Annotated in this window: 15 protein-coding genes; 11 read left to right on the top strand and 4 right to left on the bottom strand. The window is 61.0% G+C overall.

Going from position 1 to position 21,679, the window contains the following annotated elements; genetic code table 11:
* Window positions 1-2 precede the first annotated feature (2 nt).
* A complete protein-coding gene (locus tag METLI_RS07220; protein ID WP_004039176.1) occupies window positions 3-2,093 on the top strand; it encodes a minichromosome maintenance protein MCM in 2,091 nt (696 codons plus the stop codon).
* 57 nt (window positions 2,094-2,150) lie between these two features.
* A complete protein-coding gene (locus tag METLI_RS07215) occupies window positions 2,151-3,191 on the top strand; it encodes a LolA family protein (RefSeq protein WP_004039175.1) in 1,041 nt (346 codons plus the stop codon).
* A 1,740-nt stretch (window positions 3,192-4,931) separates the two neighbouring features.
* On the opposite strand, the gene dnaJ is transcribed toward METLI_RS07215, so the two are convergent.
* The 4 genes from dnaJ to METLI_RS07195 form a co-directional block, all read right to left on the bottom strand.
* Window positions 4,932-6,065: a molecular chaperone DnaJ gene (gene dnaJ, locus METLI_RS07210; RefSeq protein WP_004039174.1), complete on the bottom strand. Its 1,134-nt coding sequence runs from the start codon at window positions 6,063-6,065 to the stop codon at window positions 4,932-4,934.
* Between the two features lie 6 nt (window positions 6,066-6,071).
* Window positions 6,072-7,907 (bottom strand): molecular chaperone DnaK, encoded by a 1,836-nt coding sequence (gene dnaK / locus METLI_RS07205; protein ID WP_004039173.1) that lies wholly within the window; start codon window positions 7,905-7,907, stop codon window positions 6,072-6,074.
* Between the two features lie 12 nt (window positions 7,908-7,919).
* Window positions 7,920-8,372, bottom strand: a complete 453-nt coding sequence (locus METLI_RS07200) for a nucleotide exchange factor GrpE (RefSeq protein ID WP_245529341.1) — start codon at window positions 8,370-8,372, stop codon at window positions 7,920-7,922.
* Between the two features lie 207 nt (window positions 8,373-8,579).
* Entirely contained in the window at window positions 8,580-9,953 is a 1,374-nt protein-coding gene (locus METLI_RS07195) for a phosphoadenosine phosphosulfate reductase domain-containing protein (protein ID WP_004039171.1), read from the bottom strand.
* A gap of 86 nt (window positions 9,954-10,039) precedes the next feature.
* Between METLI_RS07195 and purH the strand changes: the two genes are divergently transcribed.
* The 9 genes from purH (at window position 10,040) to METLI_RS07150 (ending at window position 21,329) form a co-directional block, all read left to right on the top strand.
* Window positions 10,040-11,524 (top strand): bifunctional phosphoribosylaminoimidazolecarboxamide formyltransferase/IMP cyclohydrolase, encoded by a 1,485-nt coding sequence (gene purH / locus METLI_RS07190; protein ID WP_004039170.1) that lies wholly within the window; start codon window positions 10,040-10,042, stop codon window positions 11,522-11,524.
* Between the two features lie 112 nt (window positions 11,525-11,636).
* Window positions 11,637-12,293, top strand: a complete 657-nt coding sequence (locus tag METLI_RS07185; RefSeq protein WP_004039169.1) for a DUF4013 domain-containing protein — start codon at window positions 11,637-11,639, stop codon at window positions 12,291-12,293.
* 120 nt (window positions 12,294-12,413) lie between these two features.
* On the top strand, window positions 12,414-13,070 hold the full coding sequence (locus tag METLI_RS07180; RefSeq protein ID WP_004039168.1) for a DUF4013 domain-containing protein: 657 nt from the start codon (window positions 12,414-12,416) through the stop codon (window positions 13,068-13,070).
* 770 nt (window positions 13,071-13,840) lie between these two features.
* Window positions 13,841-15,328, top strand: a complete 1,488-nt coding sequence (locus tag METLI_RS07175; protein ID WP_004039167.1) for a 2-isopropylmalate synthase — start codon at window positions 13,841-13,843, stop codon at window positions 15,326-15,328.
* A complete protein-coding gene (gene ilvB / locus METLI_RS07170; protein ID WP_004039166.1) occupies window positions 15,325-16,995 on the top strand; it encodes a biosynthetic-type acetolactate synthase large subunit in 1,671 nt (556 codons plus the stop codon). Before METLI_RS07175 ends, ilvB begins: the two co-directional genes overlap by 4 nt.
* Entirely contained in the window at window positions 16,992-17,495 is a 504-nt protein-coding gene (gene ilvN, locus METLI_RS07165; protein ID WP_004039165.1) for an acetolactate synthase small subunit, read from the top strand. Before ilvB ends, ilvN begins: the two co-directional genes overlap by 4 nt.
* A gap of 227 nt (window positions 17,496-17,722) precedes the next feature.
* Window positions 17,723-19,225, top strand: a complete 1,503-nt coding sequence (locus METLI_RS07160) for a sodium:solute symporter family protein (protein WP_004039164.1) — start codon at window positions 17,723-17,725, stop codon at window positions 19,223-19,225.
* Window positions 19,226-19,325: 100 nt separating this feature from the next.
* Complete coding sequence (locus METLI_RS07155; protein WP_004039163.1) at window positions 19,326-19,634, top strand: DUF1894 domain-containing protein; 309 nt, start codon at window positions 19,326-19,328, stop codon at window positions 19,632-19,634.
* Window positions 19,635-19,736: 102 nt separating this feature from the next.
* Window positions 19,737-21,329 (top strand): DEAD/DEAH box helicase, encoded by a 1,593-nt coding sequence (locus tag METLI_RS07150; RefSeq protein WP_004039162.1) that lies wholly within the window; start codon window positions 19,737-19,739, stop codon window positions 21,327-21,329.
* Window positions 21,330-21,679 lie beyond the last annotated feature (350 nt).

Here is a 21,679-nt window from a genome sequence, read left to right as displayed (position 1 = left end):
CGATGGGCGAGGTCACCGATGTGGTCGGGGAGTGGGTGGCCTTCCTCTCCCGCTACTGCCGGCGGGAACTCGCGGAGATCGAGCGCGAATTCCCATTCAAACGCTCACTCTATATCGACTACCAGACCCTGCAGGCATCGGGCCGGTCAGGGCTGCGCCTTGCCGACGAGATGATCGACCGGCCGGGAAAGGCGACAGGGGACATCAGGGACGCCCTTCGCCAGGTCTCGATCATCGGCGAAGATAAGATCGGCCGGATCAACATCCGCTTCCACCACATCGATCGGATCACCGGGATCCGGGACATCAGGGCCTACCACATCACCCGCTTCGTCTCGGTGAAAGGGATCATCAGGAAGACGACCGAGGTGAGGCCGAGGATCATCGAGGCGGTCTTCCAGTGCCCGGGGTGCGGCGCCACCGTGACGCTGGCGCAGGGCTACGGCACCTTTGAGGAGCCGGAGAACTGCCCGAACCCTGAGTGCAACCGCCGCAAACTCAAACTCATTCCGGGAAAATCCCGGTTCGTCGATTCGCAGAAGGTCAGGATACAGGAATCGCCTGAAGGGCTGCGGGGCGGCGAACGGCCGCAGACCCTGGACGTGGAGATGACCGACGACCTCACCGGCATGATCGCACCCGGCGACCGGGTGGTGCTCAATGGCGTTCTCCGCTCGAAGCAGCGCGTCAACTACGGAACAAAGTCCACGCTCTTCGATATTTATCTCGACTGCTCCTCGGCCGAGGCGCCTGAGCGCGAGTATGAGGAGGTGAACATTTCAGAGGAGGACGAGGCGGCGATCCGGGCGCTGTCCCGGGAGGCGGCTCTCTACCCGATGATCACCGGGTCGATCGCCCCGTCCATCTACGGCAACCTCGAGGTGAAGGAGGCGATCGCCCTCCAGCTCTTCGGCGGCGTAGCAAAGGATCTCCCGGACGGTTCGCGCCTGCGCGGCGACATCCACATGCTGCTCGTCGGCGACCCCGGCATCGCGAAGTCCCAGATGCTCCGCTACGTGGTGCAGCTCTCGCCGCGGGGCGTCTACACCTCGGGCAAGTCCTCGACCTCGGCCGGCCTGACAGCAACGGCCGTCAAGGATGATTTCGGCGACGGGAGCTGGACGCTCGAGGCCGGTGCCCTGGTGCTCGCCGATATGGGGGTCGCTGCCGTCGATGAGATGGACAAAATGGCGAAGGAGGACCGATCGGCCCTGCACGAGGCGATGGAGCAGCAGACAATCTCGATCGCAAAGGCCGGGATGACGGCGACCCTGCGGTCGCGCTGCGCCCTTCTCGGGGCGGCGAACCCGAAACTCGGCCGGTTCGACGCCTTCGTCCCGATCGCCGAGCAGATCAACATGCCTCCATCCCTGCTCTCCCGTTTCGACCTGATCTTTATCATGACCGACACGCCCGATAAGGCGCGGGACACGGCGATCGCCGAGCATATCGTCAAGGCCCACCGGGTCGGGGAACTGATCCTGCAGGCGTCGGCCGGTCCCCTCTCAGAGGGGCACGCCGAACTCCTTGCCGCGGAGAGCGTGGCCGTGGAACCGCCGATCGCCCCTGAGGTGCTGAGAAAGTACGTCGCCTATGCGAAGCGGAACATCAACCCCCTGATCACCGACGGGGCAAAGGAGATGCTCATCGCCTACTATCTCCGTCTCCGGGGCCTTGCCGACGACAACAAACCGGTGCCGGTGACGGCCCGCCAGCTGGAGGCATTGATCCGCCTGGGCGAGGCCTCGGCCCGTATCCGCCTCTCGCCGTTTGTGGAGGCGCGGGACGCCGAGCGGGTGATCAAGATCGTGGACACCTGTCTTCGGCAGGTGGCCTACGACGCCGAGACCGGGACCCTGGACATCGATAAATGGACCAGCGGGATCACGAAGAAGAAGCGCGATATCATCCGCACCATCAAGGAGACGATCAAGGATCTCGGCGGCGACGACGGCACGGCACGGATCGCCGAGGTCGTCGAGCGACTCGCCGGCGAGGGCTACGAGCGCGATGAGGTGCAGGAGCAGATCGAGCGGATGATGCGTTTCGGCGAGGCGATGCAGCCGCGGCGGGGGATCGTGCGGCTGATCTGAAAGAGACGGCGCGACAGGGCCCCTCTTTTTATAGTCTCCTGCGATGCTCCCTTCGAGATGTCGGTTCGAACCGTTTTCACCTTCTGCGTGCTGGCCTGTGCGGTCCTCTGTGCAGGGTGCACCGATGCCGGGGAACGCTACGGCAGCACCGGGACGTCATGCGCCGTGGCCGTACCTTCGAACTGGTCTGCCGGCGTCACGGTCTTCATGGACGGCGAAGAAACCGCATTTCTGATCACGGCGGCGGATGACGGGCGGTATCTGGCCGAATTCTCGAACGGGACGATCGTCTCCGACGACGGACGTCGGCATTGGACCTACTATCCGGCCGGGGGGCGCGCTGAGGTGGTCCCGTCCATGTACGCCGGTGCGGTCTGGAACGGCGCCGGCAGATCGGTCAGGGCGATGCTGTACGCCCTCGATCTTTTGCAAGAGAGCCTTCTGGACGGCAACGTCACCTGCACCCGGACGGACGGGAGGATCGAGATCGCCGGTGACGGGATTCTCGGTTTCGCCCCGACCCGGATGCACGATGCGGTCGAGCGGATCGCGCTCTCCGTCGACCCCAAGAGAGGGGAGATAGAGGGCCTCACCCTCCTGGACCCGGCAGGGAGAGGGGTGATGGCGGTAACCTTCGAAGATTTCACGGAGGTCGTCCTTCCTGCCGATGCCTTCTCTTTTGCCCCTCCGGAAGGGACCGCGATCACCCTGATGCGCACCTATGCGGTCACCCCGATCCATGCCGCGACCCTGGAGGCGGCAGAGCGGTGTTTCGACGTCCCCCTCCCCCATCTGCCCGGGGAATATGCCTTCATCGGTGGTTCCTGCCTCCCCGCCTTCTCCACCATAATGGTCTACCAGAAGAACGGGACGACGTTCAGCATCACCGTGCGCCCCGCCGATCTCCCTGATTCGAACCCGCCTGAGGGGCAGGCCCAGCGCCTTCTGGTGAATGGATTGGAGGGCGCCTATTATGGTGGGACCGACACAAACGCCCTCATCTGGACGGAAAACACGACGGCGTTCAGGATCGAGGGCCTGGCCGATAAAGAAGAGATGATGCTCGTGGCCGCCTCATTCGGCACCTCTGGGAGATGACCGCATATTCCTGAAGCGATGGAGAAAGCCAGGGCGCTTCATGAGGGAAGGTATTTCTAATAATTCTTTTTCAGACAATGGAGGCGTAGGGGGATAATGATCCCGTGCCGTCCTCACTGTCAAAAATTATAGGGATATCTAGGTGTCATTCAAAGGAGGAATCACACAAAATCTGGAAAGTGCGGCAACCCCATGACCGGTCGCGTCGTTGCGCAACGGATCGTTCTGGAGAGTTGGAAACAGGTTTTGAGAGGTGAGTTTCTCAGCTATGCCATTGTTAAGGAATCGGTTTAGCGAAAGGACGATATGTAGTACTCCATCGTTGAGGTAAATGCCCGAATGGCAACTTTCTGGGCAATTGTCTCTGAATTTCGCGTTTGTTTCCGCCACGAATCCTGACGACGGCATGAGAGATGCCACATGTACTGTACCATCTGGGCCGTATTTAATCGTTTATATTCTTGCATATAAATCCCTCATATTTCTTGCCGGATCTTAATTCGGGATTGGGGGATTAATATCAGATTAAATGGGATATATTTTATATTCGGTCGGATACGTTGCATGAAATATTTTTGATACTGCTCCTGCTCCCGCCGCAGATGCGCGGATACTTTTCACCAGATGATGGGGCGTCTCCAGTGTCTGACCGGGAGATGACCGCACATTTCTGGAACAATTTGCAAAAACCCGATGCCTGTGCTGCCGTAAAGATATTTCGGCTGGTATGAAATCTTATTCTGGCGTGCTTGCGCCGGGGGACTGCTGCCCCCGGACCCCCGTTCAGGATAGGTGTGGATGCGGCACGCCCTCTCCCTGGATGTCCTGGTTGCTCTTCCCGGGGCCCATCGCACGTGGGGTCCGGGGGTGCAACTCCCGGCAGGCAGGAGGGGGAAGGCGGGGGATCCGCGCTCCCTCCCTGCGATTACAGGGGAGACATCAAGCTCGGTATGGGAGTTTCAATAAAGCCGATATTTCTAATCATTATTTTGTAAACAATGGGGATGTGGGGTAGCGATAATCCCGTATCATCCCCACCGTGAAAAATTATAGGAGTGTGTTGATTTCATTGAAAGGAGGAATCACACAACATCTGGAAAGTGCGGCAACCCCATGACCGGTCGCGTCGTTGCGCAACGGATCGTTCTGGTGAATCGAAAGCACGTTTTGAGAGGTGTATTTCCATGCTATGCCATAGTTATGGGATCGATTTAGCGAGAGGGGGGCGTGCAGTGCTCCATCGTTGGTAAAATGCCTGAATGGCAACTTTTCAGGCAACTGTCGCTAAATTATGCGTTTTTCCCCGCCACGGATCCTGACAACGGCATGAGAGATGCCACATGTACTATGCTATTTCGGGCGTATTTAATAGTTTATATTATTGCATATAAATATCTCGTATTTGTTTCTGGGCTCCAATTCATTATCTGGATATTAATATCAGATTAAATTGGATATATCCCGTATTTGGCGGGGTGTGTTGCGTGAAATATTTTTGATGATGCTTCTGATCCGGCAACGGGTGCGCGGATACTTTTCACCAGATGGATGAGCGTCTCCCGCGCCTGACCGGTCTCCTCCTGATCTCATTCCTCGTGCTCTCCTGTTGTTGGTTCGCCCTCGGGACCTGGCCCGGCGAAAGCAAAAATGCACGATCTTTACGGGGGCCCGCCAATCTCCAGCTCCCCCGGCATTCCATGAAAGAGATCCAATCAAGTGCAGATAACAAAAAAGTGGGGTCTAATCTTCCTGCCCCATCACCTTATCGACGAAATCCTTGAAAAAGCCCTTTTTCCCCGGGCCCTTCTTATTCTCGATCTCAAGGAGTTTCTGGTAGAGTTCCCGCTCCTCGTCGGAGAGGCTCTTTGGCACGACGATCCGCACGCGGACCAGGAGATCGCCCGGGCGCCCGCGCCGCCGCACGCCCTCGCCGGGTATGCGCAGGGCGGTGCCGTGCTGGATCCCGGCCGGAATCTTTAAGTCCACCGTCCGGTCGTCGATCGTCTTCACCTCGACGCTGGACCCGACCGCTGCCTGTGCCGGCGAGATCTGGGCCTCGGTCTCGATGTTGTCTCCCGTTCGGGCGAACCTTGGGTGACCCTCTACAATCAGCTCGATATAGAGGTCGCCTACCGGGGCGCCGTAGTCTCCGGCCTCGCCATACCCCTCCATCCTGAGGCGCATCCCGGTATCGGCACCCGGCGGGATATGGACGTTCACCTTCCGCTTCACGCGGGTGTGGCCGCTGCCGCCGCAGGTTTTGCAGGGTTCTTCTGGCTTTTTGCCCCGGCCGCCGCATGCCGGACAGGTGGACATCCTGACGAACTGGCCGAAGAGGGACTGGCTCACCTGCCTGATCTGACCGCTCCCGCCGCAGGTCGGGCAGGTGTGGACTTTTTTGGTCTTGCTCCCGGTGCCGTCGCACTCAGGGCACGATTCCGTGTGGAAGACCTCGACTTCTCGATCGATTCCGAAGACGGCGTCTTTCAGGTTGATCGAGAGGCGAAGGAGGAGATCGGCACCCGGCCGCGGACCTCTCGCCCCTCCGCCGCCACCAAAGAAGGTGTCGAATATGTCTCCGAAGCCGCTGAAGTCGGACTGGAACCCGCCGCCGTAGCCGCCGCCACCGGTGTACGAGCCCTTCGAGGCGTTCTTGAAGGCGTCATGGCCGATGTTGTCGTACTGCGCCCGTTTGGTCGCGTCTGAGAGGACCGAATAGGCCTCGTTGATCTCTTTGAACTTCTCCTCCGCGTCAGGCTCCTTGCAGACATCGGGATGGTATTTGCGTGCAAGGTTGCGGTATGCCTTCTTGATCTCCTGGTCGCCGGCGTCCCGGGCGACGCCGAGGACATCATAGTAGCTTCCCGCACTCATCGAAACTCACTCTTTCTTCTCGTCCTTGACATCGAAGTCGGCGTCGACAACGTTGTCGTCTGTCTTCTCTGCACCGGCGGCCCCGGCTTCGGCCTGGGCCTTCTGCGCTTCCTGGTAGAGCTTTGCGGTCACGGCATAGACGGCTTCGGTGAGCTCTTCCATCTTCTTCTTGATCTCCTCGACGTCGTCGCCTTCAAGGGACGTCTTCAGGGCGGCGACCGCGTCCTCGATCTTCTTCTGGTCGTCGGCTGCAATCTTGTCCTTCGACTCCTTGAGGGTCTTTTCGGCGGTGTAGACCGCGGTGTCGGCGGTGTTCCTGACCTCGATCTCCTCCCGCTTCTTCCGGTCCTCTTCCTCGAATTTCTTCGAGTCGTCGACCATCCGGCTGACCTCGTCCTCGGAGAGGCCCTTGCCGCCCTTGATCGTGATCGTCTGCTCGTTGCCGGTCCCGAGGTCCTTGGCCGAGACATGGACGATGCCGTTTGCGTCGATGTTGAAGGTGACCTCGATCTGCGGGATGCCGCGGGGCGCCGGCGGGATGCCGGTGAGCTGGAATTTGCCCAGGGTGAAGTTGTCCTTTGCCAGGGCGCGCTCGCCCTGCATGACGTGGATCTCGACGCTCGTCTGGCCGTCTGCGGCAGTCGAGAAGATCTGGCTCTTTCTCGTCGGGATGGTGGTGTTCCGGTCGATCAGCTTCGTGGCGATGCCGCCCAGTGTCTCGATCCCGAGGGAGAGCGGGGTGACGTCGAGGAGGAGCACGTCCTTTGCTTCGCCGGTGAGGACGCCGCCCTGGATCGCCGCGCCGACCGCCACGCACTCGTCGGGGTTGATGCCCTTGTCGGGTTCCTTGCCCAGAAGTTTCCTGACCGTCTCGACGACCATGGGGACGCGGGTCGATCCACCGACCATAAGGATGTGGTCGATGTCCTTGGCGGTCATTTTGGCGTCGGAGAGGGCCTGCTTCACCGGCTCGACAGTCTTCTCGACGAGGTCGCCGACGAGCTGCTCGAACTTTGCACGGGTGAGGTCCATGTCCAGGAACTTGGGGCCGCTCGCATCGGTGGTGATGTACGGGAGGTTGATGTTCGTCTTCTGGACGCTGGAGAGTTCTTTCTTGGCGTTCTCTGCGGCGTCACGGATCCGCTGCAGGGCCATCGGGTCCTTCGAGAGGTCGATCCCCTCTTTTGCCCTGAACTCGGCGACGATCCAGTCCATGACGCGCTGGTCGAAGTCGTCGCCGCCGAGGCGGTTGTTCCCGGCCGTCGCCTTCACCTCAAAGACGCCGTCGCCGAGCTGGAGGATGGAGACATCGAAGGTGCCGCCGCCGAGATCGTAGACGAGGACGGTCGCCTCCTCTTCTTTGTCGATGCCGTAGGCAAGGGCGCTCGCCGTCGGTTCGTTGATGATCCGCAGCACTTCAAGCCCGGCGATCTTGCCGGCGTCCTTTGTCGCCTGCCGCTGGGCGTCGTTGAAGTAGGCCGGGACGGTGATGACTGCCTTCTCGATCTTCTCGCCGAGATAGGCCTCCGCGTCGACCTTCATCTTCTGCAGGATCATCGCCGAGATCTCCTGCGGGGTGTACTTCTTCTCGTCGATATCGACGGTCTCGTTCGTACCCATCTTCCGCTTGATCGAGATGATCGTGCGTTTCGGGTTGGTTACCGCCTGCCTCTTTGCGACGTTGCCGACCAGCCGCTCGCCGTCCTTGCTAAAGGCGACGACCGACGGCGTTGTTCTTCCACCTTCGGCATTGGCGATGACAACTGGCTGTCCGCCCTCCATGATCGCCATGCACGAGTTTGTCGTACCAAGGTCAATGCCAAGAACTTTTTCTGATGCCATTGTTATCCTCCGTTATTCTTTTCTCTGCGAGACCGCGACTTTTGCGTGCCTGATCACCCGATCGTGCATGCAGTAGCCGCGCATGAATTCTTCGACGATCGTGCCTTCCGGGTGGTCCGAGGGGATGCAGACGACTGCTTCGTGTTTTTCAGGGTCGAATTCGCCGTTCTTACACTCGAAGTGTCTGATCCCGTAGCGCTCCATGATCCCGGTGAACTGTTTCTGGATGCTCTCAAGCCCCTCGCGCAGGGATGCATCGTCCGCCTTCAGGGCGCGCTCGAAATTGTCGGCGACGTCGAGCAGGTCGGCAGCGAACTTTTCCAGGGCGAATTCCCTGATCTCGTCGATCTGCCGGTTCGTACGCCTCCTGAAGTTGTCGAAGTCTGCGGCGAGGCGGAGATGCCGTTCGTTCAACTCTTCGTAAGCCTTTTTCAGGGCTTCGTTCTCTTGTGTGAGTGCCTCCACATTTATCTCAGGCTGCGGAGGGCCGGCCTGATCCGACACCGGTTGCTCATCCGGTTTTTTTATCTCTCTATCCGCATCCATGAGTGTCCTCGTAATTGTGTTGCAATAACAATTGCAATGTAGTTCTATATATTATTTTCTACTGCCGTGATAGATATCTACTTAATTATGCTCCTGATTGGGATTTAGAGGACTATTTGTCGCCATTCAGGTTTTAAGCCTCGGTTTTGGGAGAGCGATCCCCTCCTGAGCGGCGAGTTCGCGCATCTTCGGCGGCAACTCTTTCCAGCGCCAGAGGCCGAGATCCACACAGCGCTGCGGGATCTTCTCCTTCTGTGCCCACGTGCGGAGGTACTCCTCCCACCGGGCGGCAAGGGCCGGATGGATCTCCTTTGTGCGCGCCGCCTCGCTCTGGAGCATGGCCGGGCAGTGCCAGCAGCCGACCCGCTCAAAGCCCATCTCATAGAGGGGGTTGTACGGCACCTTTCTCCACCAGAGGTAGAGGAACACCTCAAGCGCCCGCCAGTTCCTGATCGGGGAGATGTTCAACTGCAGTGGGTTGAACGGGTTTTCGACAACCGGGGGAAGGGTCGAGCGCATGAACGATTCGTACCACCGGTTCCCCTGCACGGTGACGCATGGGCCCTGCCGGCTGAGCCAGTCCTTTACCGGCTGGAGCTTGAGCCGCTCGCAGCACCAGCGGTCGTCCTTTCTTGGCAGGTCGTATTTTTTTATGTCTCTCCAGAAATCCCCGCCGCGAATGACCTTCTCGATCCCGGTCTCCTTCACGAACGCCACCGTTTCCGGGAACTCCATGCCGGTGTCCACATAGTAGGCGTCGGTGATCCCGGCCCGTCTGGCCAGTTCGAGGACCACGGTGCTGTCCTTGCCGCCGGAGAACGAGACGTTGGCGCGCGGCCGGTCGTCCATGTGCTGCCTGATGAAGCGGACCGCCGTCCGTTCGAGGTCCTTGAGGGCGCGGACATTCACCCGCACGGCCTCCCCCCAGGAGGGGTCGGGAAGGTCCTCGGTCTCGACCTTCCCGATCTGCTTCACTCTCACCTCGCCGTCCCTGAGGATCCCGGTGCCCCACCGCTCCCCGCTCCTGACGACGACCGGGCCGTTTGTGATCTCGGTCCTGACGGCGACTTTTTTGCCGCCGATGCGCCGGTTTTCCTGTCTCTGCTCGGCCGCCGCCCCGGTGACGTCCACGATGCCCTTCGTGATGAAGGGGAGGAGGGAGCGCAGGGCGTCCTGCGAGAGATCGAGGGTATAGGATCCGCTGACCGGATCGTAGGTTAGACGGCCGAAAACGACGCCGTTTGCGATGATCGCCTCCGTCCGGTCGACGCCGCCGATCTTGTTAAAAAGAATGATCTGCGGGATATGGTCGGTCCCGTAGCGCTCCTGGAGGAGGGACCTGAGCAGATCCATATCGTGGCCCAGGGCGGGCCTGAGGTCGTAGGGTTTCTGGAGAGGGATCTCCGCGCCTTCGGCCCCGCATCTGCAGGTCCTGCCGATAAGTGGGAGATTGCACTGCCTGCACCAGTACAGGGTCTTTTTGACCGAGGGTTCCCGCATAGGATCAGGTACGATCGAGGGGCGGATAATAGGTTGCATCCCCTCCCCTTGAAAGATATAAGATATTCCGGCTCCATACATTCATCATGAAATGGGCACTTCTCTCGGTCTGGGACAAGGCCGGCATTGTGGACCTTGCAGCGACCCTCAGTGAGAACGGCTACCGCATCATCAGCTCGGGAGGGACAGGACGGGCCCTGAAGGAAGCAGGGATCGATTTTGTCGAGGTCTCCGATTATACGGGTTCGCCTGAGATCATGGACGGCAGGGTGAAGACCCTCCACCCGCGCATCCACGGCGGCCTCCTGGGCCGGCCCGAGATCGACGCCGGGGTGATGAAGGACCTCGCCATCAACCCGATCGACCTTGTCGTCGTCAACCTCTATCCCTTCGAGAAGATGTCGGGCGAGCACCTCGACCTCGACCGTCTCATCGAGTTCATCGACATCGGCGGGCCGGCGATGATCCGGGCCTCGGCGAAGAACTTCAAGTACGTCTCGGTCGTCGTCGACCCGGCCGATTATCCGAAGGTGAAGGAGGCCGTCGCAAAGGGCGGGTTTACCTACGACGAGCGGCTCGCCCTTGCAAAGAAGGTCTTTGCACGGACCGCTGCGTACGACGCCGCCATCTCGAACTATCTCTCCAGCCTCGACGGCGGGTTCCCGGAGACCTACTCCTTCCAGTTCAGGAACGGCCGCTCACTCCGCTACGGCGAGAACCCGCACCAGCAGGCGGCCGTCTACGGCGAGACCGGGATTGCCGGCCAGACCCCGATGCAGGGCAAGGAGATGTCGTACAACAACTATCTCGACGTGCACGCCGCTGTCTCCCTTCTCAGGGAGTTTGACGCGCCCGCATCGGTGATCGTCAAGCACAACAACCCCTGCGGCGTCGCTCTCGGCGCCGACGTCCTCGAGGCCTACATCGCCGCCCGCGAGGTGGATCCCGTCTCGGCCTACGGCTCGATCGTCGTCGTCAACCGCGAGGTCGGGAAGGCGTTTGCCGAGGAGATCTGCGGCACCTTCGTCGAGGTGATCGTCGCCCCGTCGTACAGCCCCGAGGCGATCGAGACGATGAAGACCAAACCGAACATGCGCGTCCTCCTGCTGCCCGCGAAGATCGAGGCCGACGAGGTGCGGAGCATCGACGGCGGCATCCTGGTCCAGCGGACCCCCGAACCACAGGAGGAGTGGCAGGTCGTCTCCGAGCGCGAGCCGACCGAAGATGAGATCAGGGCGATGCGCTTTGCGATGAAGGTCTGCAAGCACACGAAGAGCAACGCGATCATCTATGCGACCGACCGTGCGGTGGTCGGGATCGGCGCCGGGCAGATGAACCGGGTCGACTCGGCCCGGATCGCCGTCGAAAAGGCCCGCTCCCCGGTCACCGGCACGGTCGTCGCCTCCGACGCCTTCCTGCCCTTCCCCGACACCCTGGAGGTCGCCGCAGCGGCCGGAGCGACGGCCCTCGTCCAGCCCGGCGGATCGATCAGGGACGCAGAGGTCATCGAGGCGGCGAACAGGTTGAACGTGGCGATGGTCTTTACCGGCGTGCGCTATTTCAGGCACTAACCCCGGCCTTGCTTTCTCTTTCGGGTTAATCCAATCTCATAACTCTCTCTTTTTTCGGTAGATTTATATCTCGAATGGTTGCATCGAGATATGCACCGCGGAGGTGCTCTTGATGGATTACGGTTCAATGCTTGGAAATGCCTTTGAATATGCAAAGGAAGCGGTCATGGGTAAATGGGTGAAATGGATCCTCCTGATCATCAGCTCGATCATCTTCCCCCTGATCATGGGCTATATGATGGAGATCTACCGGGGCAAGGACCCCGCGCCCGAACTGGAAAACTGGGGCAAACTCTTCATCGACGGGATCAAGCTCTTCATCGTCGAGCTGATCTATGCGATCCCCCTGATCCTTGTGGCCATGATCTTCTTTGGTGGCTCGATTGCCCTGATGGCAGGTGGACAGGGTTCTGACGCACTGATGGGTGCCGGTATCGGCATGATGCTCATCGGGTTGATCATCTTCATCATCCTTGCCATTGCCATCGGGCTGATCGCCATCTTCGGCGGAATCAGGTTTGCACGGACCGACAGCTTCGGCGAGGCGTTCAACATCCGCGCAATTATGGCGCACATCGGATCGATCGGCTGGCTGGACTACATCATCGCCCTGATCATCATCTATGTCGTCGTCGGCGTCATCAATATCGTGCTGGGAATGATCCCGCTCATCGGCTGGCTTATCTCACTCGTGATCATGCCGGTCCTCTCGATCTTCGCTGCCCGGTATATGACCCAGATCTATGAGAGCGCTTCGGCGCCCGCCTGATCTTTTTTTTCTTTTCTGGCCCTTCCATTTCGGTTAGAGGATGAAGTATCCGCAGATACTCCGATATCCATTTATACGCCGGCACAATACCATCACCCATCCAGACAAAAGGTGATTGTAATGGAATTCGGCAAAATGCTCGGTGACTCATACGAGTACACCAGAAACGGCCTCGTCGGCAACTGGGGAACATGGCTCCTGCTCTTCATCAGCATGATCATCTTCCCCCTCTGGGGAGGTTTTCAGTGGAAGATCTACAAGGGCGAATCTCAACTGCCCGCCCTCGAGGGCTGGGGGGAGATGTTCGTCAACGGGATCAAGCTGATCATCGTCGGCATCGTGTACTTCATCATACCCTTCATCATCTCCCTCGTCCTGGGCGGCGGCGGCGAGGCGGCGATGACTGTTGGCGCGATCATCAGCATGATCGTGTACTTCCTCTTCTCGCTCATCGCCATTATGGCCCTGATCAGGTTTGCACGCACCGACAGCTTCGGCGAGGCGTTCAACGTCTCGGCGGTCCTGGCCCACATCGGCAGGATCGGGTGGCTCAACTACATCCTTGCCCTGATCATCGTGTGGATCGTCCTCGTCGTTGCGGTCATGATCTTCATCATTGTCATGGGCATCGTCTCGTTCATCCTTGCGCTGATCCCGCTCGTCGGCTGGCTCCTTGCCTTCATCCTGATCGCCGCCGTTGCGATCCTCATCGGCCCGTTCATCGGCGTCTTTGAGGCGCGCTACCTGACCCTCATCTACGACAGCGCCGAGGCGTAAACCCTGCTTCCTTCTTTTTTGGCTCTTCACGTGAGTGTACGGGAATCAGGTTCTGCCTCTCTACCGGGGGGCCTGCCGCCCCCCGGACCCCCTGCCGGTTGCGATTGGGGCAGGGATGGACAACCACGCCGGCATGATCGTCCATTATTTTTCATCGAGAGATGCTCCGCCCTCCCGTCCCCGCATATCCAGGGCAATCGCATGCAGGGGTCCGGGGGTGCAACCCCCGGGCAGAGGCGGGCGTCGTGTGAGCGTACGGGAAATCAAGCAAAACCCTGCCGGGGGGCATGCCGCCCCATAAAACTGCGATTGGGGCGGGGACAGGCAAACCACGCCGGCACGTCCATCCATCATTTTTTATCGAGATATGCTCCGCCCTCCCGCTCCCTCAAGTCCAGGGCAATCGTATATGCGGGTCCGGGGGTGCAACCCCCGGCACGGGGTGGGCGTTGTGTGCGTGTACGGGATATCAGGGTACGCCGGTACCGGGGGGCCTCGCCCGCCCCCGGTCCCCCGCCGATTGCGATTGGGGCAGGGATGGACAAGACACGCCGGCACGCCCACCCATCAGTTTTCATCGCCAGATGCGCCGCCCGGCCCCTCCTCGCATGTCCTGGGGCAATTGTATGCGGGGGGCCGGGGGCGGCGTTGTGTGAGCGTACGGGAAATCAGGTTGAGCATGTATGGAAATCCGGGGGAACCGCCCGCTCCTCTTCACGAACCTTTTTATACCGCGCCCGGCGACATAATAGCCGGTGATTCCACTATGAGTGATTGCTTTATTTGTCGATAAAATCCGCTTTTTTGACACGACCTTACGGGACGGAGAACAGACGCCGGGCGTCTCGCTGAAACCCTCCCAGAAAGTTGAGATTGCAACCATGCTCGCCGAACTCGGCGTTTCTACGATCGAGGCAGGCTCTGCCGCCGCTTCAGAAGGCGAACGCGAAGCCCTCAGGCTGATCGCCGGTGCCGGACTCTCCGCAGAGATCGCAACCTTCGTGCGGGCCCTGCCCCTGGACATCGACTACGCCGCCGACTGCGGCGCCGACTGCGTCCACCTCGTCGTACCGGTGAGCGACCTCCATATCGGAGCGAAGCTCAGGAAGAGCCGCGAGCAGGTCTGCGAGATGGCGTGGAACGCCGTCGAGTACGCGAAGGAACGCGGGCTTGTCGTCGAACTCTCCGGGGAGGACGCCTCCCGCGCCGACCCCGACTACCTTGCCGGGCTCTTCCGCGGGGGCGTGGAGCGCGGGGCCGATCGGCTCTGCTTCTGCGACACCGTCGGGATCCTCACGCCCGAACAGGTGGCGTCGGTTATCCCCGGCCTCCTCTTTGCGCCCCTGAGCATCCACTGCCACGACGACCTCGGCATGGCGATGACCAACACCCTCGCCGCCCTGAAGGCCGGGGCGAGCGCGGCCCACGTGACCGTGAACGGCCTCGGCGAGCGGGCCGGCAACACGCCCATCGAGGAACTCGTGATGGCGCTCGAGGTGCTCTACGGGGTGCAGACCGGGATCAGGACCGACGGCCTCTACCACGTCGCCACTGCCGTCTCGAAGATGACCGGCGTCCCCCTCCCCTTAAACAAGGCGATCGTCGGGGAGATGGCCTTCACCCACGAGAGCGGGATCCACGCCCACGGCGTGCTGCGCAACGCCAGCACTTACGAACCGATCCGGCCCGAACAGGTGGGCAGGACGCGCCGGATCCTGCTCGGCAAGCACTCGGGTACCGCTTCGGTGCAGGCCGCCCTGCATGAGCTCGGCTACGTCTGCGACGAGGGCCAGATCGCCGAGATCGTCGCCCGGGTCAAGGCGATCGGCGACGAGGGGCGACGGGTCACCGACGCCGACCTCATGGCCGTCGCCGACAGCGTGCTCGACCTGGTGCGCGAGCCGGTGATCACATTAAAGCAGGTGACCGTCGTATCAGGAAGCAATGTCATTCCGACGGCTTCGGTCACGCTCACCGTCAACGGCGGCGAGGTCACCTGCGCAGCCACCGGCAACGGGCCGGTGGACGCCGCGATCGAGGCCCTGCGCCGTGCGGTCGCCGGCGCCGGGGACATACGCCTCGAAGACTACCAGGTCGACGCCATCACCGGCGGCACCGACGCCCTTGTCGATGTCACGGTCTGCCTGAGCAAGGATGGGCGGATGCTCACCTCCCGCGGGGCACGGACCGACATCATCATGGGGAGCGTCGAGGCGATGGTCTCGGGAATGAACAGATTGCTTGAGGAACGAGGATGAAAACAGGAGCCAGAATACTCTTAGAGGGCCTGCAGCGCGAGGGAGCGGAGACGATCTTCGGCTACCCCGGCGGCTCGGTCCTGCCGATCTACGACGAACTCTACGACTCAGAGATCCGGCATATTCTTGTACGGCATGAGCAGGCCGCTGCCCATGCCGCCGACGGGTATGCACGGGCATCCGGGCGCGTAGGGGTATGCCTCGCCACCTCAGGCCCTGGCGCCTGCAACCTGGTCACCGGCATCGCCACCGCCTATATGGACTCGGTCCCGATGGTGGCGATCACCGGGCAGGTGCCGACCTCCATGCTCGGCAACGACGCCTTCCAGGAGTCCGACATCACCGGGATCACGATGCCGATCACCAAGCACAACTACCTGGTCAAGCATGCGGCAGACCTCCCGCAGGTGGTGAGGGACGCCTTCTACATCGCCGGCACCGGCAGGCAGGGTCCGGTGCTCATCGACATCCCGAAGGACGTGATGACCACCCAGCTCGAGGAGGTCCCCCCGGTCGGCACTGCCCGGCTCCGGGGCTACCAGCCCACCTACGAGGGCCACACCCTCCAGATCGAAAAAGCGGTCGGCCTGATCGCCGAGGCCGCCCGCCCCGTCCTCTACGTCGGCGGCGGGGTGATCGCCGCCGGGGCGTCCGAGGAGGTGGCGAGGCTTGCAGAGCTGATGCTCATCCCGATCACCACCACCCTGATGGGGCTTGGCGCTATCCCATGCGACCACCCCTTAAGCCTCGGGATGATCGGGATGCACGGCACCGAGGCGGCGAACTACGCCGTCACCGAGTGCGACCTGCTCATCGCCGTCGGCGTCCGGTTCGACGACCGGGTGACCGGGAAGATCGAGGCCTTCGCCCCGAACGCCCGGGTGATCCACATCGACATCGACCCGGCCGAGATCGGTAAGAACAAGCCGGTCGACGTCCCGATCGTCGGGGACGCGAAGTCCGTTTTGCAGCGGATCCTCCACCGCCTTGCGAAAAAGGAGGGCCGGGACGGCTGGCTCGACCGCATCCACCGCTGGAAGGAGGCCGCGGCCGGGGGAGCAGAGTCCGATGCCCTCGGCCCGGCCTACATCCTTGCGGAGATGAGCGATCTCCTGGGCGAGAACGGGATCATCGTCACCGAGGTCGGCCAGAACCAGATGTGGGCGGCCCAGCACTACTGCTTCAGGCGGCCCCGCACCTGGATCTCCTCGGGCGGCCTCGGGACGATGGGCTACGGCTTCCCCGCGGCGATCGGCGCCCACTTCGCACGACCGGACGAGACGGTCGTCGATGTCGCCGGCGACGGGAGTTTCCAGATGAACATCCAGGAACTCGGCACCGTCGCCCAGTACCACATCCCGGTGAAGGTCGTCATCCTCAACAACATGTACCTCGGGATGGTGCGGCAGTGGCAGGAGCTCTTCTACGACCGCCGGTATTCCTACACCGAACTTCCGCCGGTTGACTTCGTGGGCATCGCCCGCGCCTACGGCGTCGACGGCATGCGGGTCGAGGAGAAGGCGGACGTCCGCGCCGCCCTGACGGCGGCGTTCGAGAGCGACGGCCCCTTCGTGCTCGACTTCAGGATCGAGCGTGAGGCAAATGTCTTCCCGATGGTGCCGGCGGGGGCTGCGATCAACGAGATGATCGGGAGGCGGCAGAGATGAAGGCGCACACCCTGCAGGTGCTCGTCGAGAACAAGGCCGGCGTCCTCTCGCGCGTGGCCGGCCTCTTCTCCAGGCGCGGCTTCAACATCGAGAGCCTGACCGTCGGCACCTGCGAGGAGCCCGGCATGAGCCGGATGACCATCGTCGTCCTCGGGGACGATGCCGAGGTGGAGCAGGTCAAAAAACAGCTGAACAAGCTCATCGACGTGATCAAGGTCTCCGACATCACCGAGCGGAGCACGGTGGACCGGGAACTCGCCCTCATCAAGGTCGCGGCCGATGCCGGCGACTCCCGCGCCGAGGTGATGCAGATCGCGAGCATCTTCCGCGCCCAGATCATCGACGTCGGGACGCGAAGCGTCATCCTCGAGGTGACCGGCGACACCGAGAAGATCGATGCCCTCGAGACGCTGCTGCGCCAGTACGGCATCAAGGAGTTTGTGCGGACGGGCAAGATCGCCCTCCTGCGCGGCTCGAAAGGTGCGAAGGCCCAGAAATAATCTCACACCTTTTTTTCTCCAGATATCCGGGCGTTATCTCACGCTTCACGGTGCGGCTTTTCACCGTCCGCTGCGGCGACCGATCATGTTATATGTTAGCGTGACACATATTGACACACTATGCTGATCGGACTTCCCTTTGAGACGTTCGCCATCGTCGGAACCGCTTTCCTTGGAGCTACTGCTGTCCTCTTTGCGTGGGCCATGACGTTTAAAGAGGACCGTGCATGATCGAGCCGGTAACCGCCGGCATTGTCGCCCTCTATCTTCTTGTGCTGGTCGTTGTGGGCGCCTGGGCGTCCCGCAAGATCCATAACACCGAGGACTACATCGTTGCCGGCCGCTCCCTTGGCTTCTGGGTCTTCACCATCCTGATGATCTCCTCGATCTGCTCGGGCATGACGCTTCTCGGGGTCAGCGGCCTTGGGTTCACGAGCGGGTGGCCGACGATCTGGGAGCAGCTCTTCGTGCCCCTTGCGGCCTCCTTCTGTATCATCGTCTTCGGCGTGAAGCTCCACCGGATCAGCAAGAAGAACGACTACATGACCGTCGAGGACTACCTTGCAAACCGCTTCGAGAGCCCCAGGACGATGCGCGGCCTCGCCGCCCTCGCCGGGATCATCGTCTCCCTGATCTACCTGATCGGGCAGTACACGGCGATCTCCATCGTCCTCGTCTGGCTCTTCGAGGTGCCCCACTGGCAGGCGCTCCTCCTGGCAGGGTTTATCATCACCGCCTACACCGTCGTCGGCGGGCTCTACGCCGTTTCATGGACCACCGTGATCCAGGGCGGTCTCCTGATCGTCGGCGTGATCGCCATCGCCCCGGTCCTCATCATGAAAGCCGGCGGCCTCTCGCATGTCAACGAGGTGATGGCCGGGGTCAACCCGACGCTGGTCCAGCCCTACCTCATATCAGGGAACGCCTACACCCCCTGGTTCCTCGTCTCGTTCGGGCTGATGCTCACCGTCGGGCTTGCCTGCGCCCCCCACGTGATCAACAACGTCCTTGCCGCAAAGGAGGAACGCTACTTCAAGTGGTCGCCGCTCATCGCCTTCGCCGCCTACGCCGTGATCATGCTCCTGGTGAAGTTCGCCGGGTTTGCCGGCCGCGCCCTTGTCGAGGAGGGGCAGATCGTCCTCCCGAGCGTCCCGAACGCCCAGGACTACATCTTCGTCTCCGGGATCCAGTATGCGATCCCGAACCTCTGGGTCTGGTCGTTCTTCGCGGTGATCGTGCTCGCCGCCGTGATGTCGACGACCGACCGCCTGATGCTCACCGTGGGAACGATGTTCTCCTGGGATATCTGGAAGAACATCTTCAGGCCGGAGGCGAGCGACCGGGAGATCCTGCTCGTGTCCCGGGTCTCGGTGGTGCTGGCGGCGGGCGGCACGCTCCTTCTGGCCCTCAACCCGCCCCAGATGCTCGCATGGCTGATGTGGTCGGCGATCGGGATCATGCTCTCCACCTTCGCCGTCCCCCTGATCGCCGGCCTCTACTGGCGTGGGGCGACGCGTCAGGGTGCCATCGCATCGATGGTCATCGGCCTTGTGGCGGGTGGGAGTCTTGGCTACTGGTATTACCTGGTCGAGAAGTTCCCGGTCCACTTCAGCCTGTATGCGGTCATTCTCTCGGCGGTTGCGATGGTGGTGGTCAGCCTCGCCACGCACAAGACCGATCACCGGGTGCTCGACGCCACCCTGACCGGCGGCTTTATCCAGCCCAGGTAAACTTTTTTCCCGTCTCCCTCTGTTCTGGCTGATGCTCTCAGCAGGGAGAGCGTTTATATTCCGGCCTTCCCACAGATGATCACAGTACGGAGATACGCGCATGGCTGATATGGGTAAACCACACTGTATCAAGAGGATCCCTGCCCGAACACTTGTCAAGGACATCCCGCCGGCAGAGGCGAACGAGTACATCCGCGCCCGTGCAAAGGAGAACTACGAGATGCCGCCGGACTATGCGATCCGCGACGTCGTCGTTCTCGGCAAACCGCCGATGGTGGTGGGTGTGATGAACCGGAAACAGAAGATCCTCTTTCCCTTCACAAGACCCTGTTTCGGGACGGCAGTTATGGAGATGGATGCCCTTCCCGGTGAGATCGAAAAGATAAGGGCCGACCTCGGTGAAGGATAAGCGCGTACCCGGTTTTTCCTCCCCTCTCCGACACCCGGACCCTATCCTTCAAGACTGGATCGATCCAATGGCTAAAGAAGGTGGAGGACCAATACTATAAGAATGGAATCTCCAGCACTATTTTCAGATTTTCCTATATCCCCGGAAATACTCCGGGCCATCGAGGACATGGGTTTTGAGGAGCCTACGCCCATCCAGGTACTTGCCATCCCACCGATCCTCAAGGGTCAGGACATCACCGGACAGGCCCAGACCGGCACCGGAAAGACGGCTGCATTCGGCATTCCGGCAATCGAAGTGGTGGACCCCAATTCTCACAGTACCCAGGTGATCGTGCTCTCGCCGACCCGGGAACTTGCCATCCAGACGGCAGAGGAGTTCGGCCGCCTGGGAAAATATCGGGGAAGAATCTCTGTCCTGCCGGTCTATGGCGGTCAGCCCATTGAGCGCCAGTTCAGGGCTCTCAGGCAGGGCGTCCAGATCGTCGTCGGCACGCCTGGGCGGGTGCTCGATCACCTCGACCGGGGCACGCTCTCGCTCTCAGATGTGCGGATGGTGATCCTGGACGAGGCCGATCAGATGCTGGACATGGGTTTTCTCGAGGACATCGAGAAGATCCTCAGCGATACGCCGGCCGGCCGCCAGACCGTCCTCTTCTCTGCAACTCTTCCAAAACCGATCCTCGAAATTTCCGGACGGTTCCAGAAGAATCCGGTCTTTATCAAGGTACCGCACAAGCAGCTGACCGTCCCGCAGATCGAACAGTCGTACCTCGAGGTGCGCAGGGGCGACAAACTCGAGATCCTCTCCAGGATTCTCGATATCTACGATCCTGCCCTCGCGCTGGTCTTCTGCAACACGAAGATGGCGGTCGATGAGGTGACCTCGCAGCTCCAGGCGCGCGGCTACTTTGCCGAGGGGCTGCACGGCGACATGAAACAGGTCCAGCGGGACCGCGTGATGGCGAAGTTCAGGAGCGGGAACATCGACGTCCTCATCGCCACCGACGTGGCGGCACGGGGGATCGATGTGGATGACGTGGACACGGTGATCAACTACGATGTCCCGCAGGACGTGGAATATTATGTCCACCGCATCGGCAGGACGGCGCGGGCCGGCAGGTCAGGCAGGGCCGTCACCTTTGTCGGGCCGAAAGAGATCTACAAACTCCGGACGATCCAGAAATACGCAAAGATCACCATCGGTCGCATTCCTCTCCCGACGGCGGACGACGTGGCCGAGACAAAGACGAAGAACCTTGCCAAGAAGGTGAAGCAGACCATCGAAGAGGGCGGGCTTGAACGCTATATCGAGGCTGCCGAGCGCCTGATGGTGGAGGAGTACACCTCCCTCGATATCGCCGCCGCACTCCTGAAGCTCCAACTCGATACCGGCGCCGAACCAGAACGCGTCCCGGCGATCCAGATGGGGGACACCGGCGCTGAGCCCGGCATGGTCAGGTTCTATATCGACATCGGCAGGAAACAGCAGATAAGGCCCAAAGACATTGTCGGAGCGGTCGCCGGCGAGACCGGGATACCGGGACGTGCGATCGGGGCGATCAACATCAGAGAGACCTGCTCCTTTGTCGATATCCCGGAGAATATGGCGGTGCAGGTGCTCGAAGGCATGAAGGGCAAGACGATCCGGGGCTTCCCGGTGGACATGACCCCGGCCCAGGGCAGAAGCGAGTGAGTTGTTCCGGGATATACCGATATCTTTTTTTGGATCTTTTAGAATCACCTCTTTTCTGGATGCGAGCGTGATTCATTCATCTTCGCGCTGAGGGCAATTGCCCGGGACATGAGGGAGCAGGAGGGCGGAGCATCTGTCGATGAAAATGATGGATATGCATTTCGTAGTGGCTTTCCCGTCCCTGCCCCTATCGCAGGCCTATGGGGCTGCAGGCCCCCCGGCAAGGGCTGCTCGGTTATCAAGAACTCTCACGTACTCAATGCGAAGAGACGATAGAACGAATAGCGAAGTTCGCCTCTGCCCGGGGGTTGCACCCCGGACCCCCGCATACGATTGCCCCTGGACATGCG

Source organism: Methanofollis liminatans DSM 4140, assembly GCF_000275865.1.
Taxonomy (GTDB): domain Archaea; phylum Halobacteriota; class Methanomicrobia; order Methanomicrobiales; family Methanofollaceae; genus Methanofollis; species Methanofollis liminatans.
This window is presented reverse-complemented; position numbering and strand designations above follow the sequence as displayed.